Origin of the sequence: Rhizobium leucaenae USDA 9039, from assembly GCF_000426285.1 — a bacterium.
In the GTDB taxonomy this organism is placed as follows: Bacteria; Pseudomonadota; Alphaproteobacteria; order Rhizobiales; family Rhizobiaceae; genus Rhizobium; species Rhizobium leucaenae.
The window spans coordinates 1-1912 of sequence record NZ_AUFB01000088.1; the positions used below are offsets into that span (position 1 = coordinate 1).

2 protein-coding genes are annotated in these 1912 nt (G+C 59.5%); both read right to left on the reverse strand.

Going from position 1 to position 1912, the window contains the following annotated elements:
* Nucleotides 1–75 precede the first annotated feature (75 nt).
* On the reverse strand, nt 76–1662 hold the full coding sequence (gene tnpC / locus K290_RS0133300) for an IS66 family transposase (RefSeq protein WP_028755406.1): 1587 nt from the start codon (nt 1660–1662) through the stop codon (nt 76–78).
* Nucleotides 1663–1714: 52 nt separating this feature from the next.
* Nucleotides 1715–1912, reverse strand: a 198-nt coding sequence (tnpB, locus tag K290_RS0133305) for an IS66 family insertion sequence element accessory protein TnpB (protein WP_028755407.1), incomplete at its 5' end; no start/stop codon positions are given.

The window sequence follows — 1912 nt, forward strand, 5'->3', positions numbered from 1 at the left end:
GTAAGCGCGATTTTCGCCGCACGTTGACGCCAACGCGTTGATTGGCATCGGCTCAACGTTTGGAACCGTATTGTGTCAGGCGGCTTCGGTTCTGGCGAAGTTGAACGGCAGCAGGTCGACGATTTCGGCCGCTTCGCCCCGCTGCGGCAACTCTGTGAGCACGTGGCGCAGCCAAGCGAGCGGGTCGACGCCGCAGGCGCGGCAAGTCAGCATGAGACTGTAGATCACGGCGCTGGCCCTGGCTCCGTCAGCGGTATCGCTGAACAGCCACGATTTTCTTCCGGTGGCAAAAACTCTGATCTCGCGTTCCAGAATGTTGTTATCGATCGGCATCCTGCCGTCGCTGGTGTAGCGCGTCAGATAATCCCATTGGTTCAGGGTGTAGGACACAGCATCGCCGAGCTTGGTATCCGGTACGACCTTCGGCGCGATGTTATCGAGCCACGTCTTTAGGGCGTTCAGGACAGGCAAGCTGTGCTGTTGCCGGAAGCGGCGAATGCAGTCGGCCTGCGTTTCACCGGCGTCGGGCTTTATCTCTCTCGCCTGCCTTTCGATCCGGTAGAGCTGCTCGAAGAACCTGAGAGCTTGCTCCGGCGGGCCGCCACCATTCTTTCTCGCCTTGAGGGCATCAACGAAGCGCCGCCTGGAGTGAGCCATGCATCCGACATGGGTTGCGCCATTCAATGTGCGCCAGGCGGTGTAGCCATCGCTCACCAATATGCCGCGATAATCACCCAGGAAGGTCTGAGGGTAAATCTGGCCGCGGCCCGGCTGATAATCGAGCAGCACAATCGGCTGCTCACTATCCTCGCCGCTGCGGTAGGCCCACATATACGATGTGCTGGTGGCCTCTTTGTCCTTTTCCTTCAGCACCTGGACTGTCGTCTCATCACCATGAATGAGAGGCTGCGATCGAAGCCGTAGTTTCAGGGCCTCATAGATGCGGTGCAGATGCTTCTCGCTCGAACCGATCACCCAGTGAGCAAGAGCGCCACGGCTGATCGGAACACCGGCCCGCTCGAATGTTTGCGCCACGCGGTAGAGCGGTGTGCCATCGACGTATTTGTGGACGAGCGCGAAGGCTAACGTCGAAGCGGTAGCGATGCTGCCCGGCAGGGGCTGCGTCGGCATCGGTGCGATCACTACGGGCGTGTTGATCCCGGTGCGGTCGCAATGGCGGCAGGCATACTTGAACCGCACATTCTGTAGGACCTTTGCCTTAACCTCGATATGAAGCTGCTCGGTAACAGCCTCGCCCATGCGATGCATTTGACGATCGCAGCATGGGCAAGCCTTCTGATCGTCGGGAAGGTCGTACTCGACACGTTCGCGCGGCAGGTCTTCCGGTAGAGGTCTGCGGCCCCGCTTCTTTCCCGTTTGATCTTCTACCGCTGGCAGGCCGGTGTCCGGAAGCTCGACTACATCGCCTGCCTCGCTGTCATCCTCAACCGCAGCCTCTTCGGCTTCGTTGAAGAGGCGATCAATATGCTTTTCGCTGCGTGGGGCAAAGCGATGCAGCCTTGCCAGCGCCAGCTCCTCTTCCAGCTTGACGACCCGCCGCGAGAGCGCTTCCTTCTCGGCTTTAAGCGCGGCAATTTCGGCAGCATTTGCCGCCAACTGCGCCATCAGTGCCGCAACATCAGGTTCGCGGGTTCGAGTCATCAGATTCTTGAATCTGAACCGCCCCCTGGCGTCAACAGCCAATTCGCCACCTTCAGCCGGCGATCTGATATTGCCGTGCCGGATGGCGCACCATCGCGTCGATATCGATGCCGTCGAGGATCCAATGAAGCTGTTCGGTCGTCAGCGTGACCACCGGCACTTCACGACGGGGCCATCGGAATTTGTCCTCCGTCAACCGTTTCAGGACAAGTACAAAGCCCGACCGATCGAAGAACAGCAGCTTCATCCG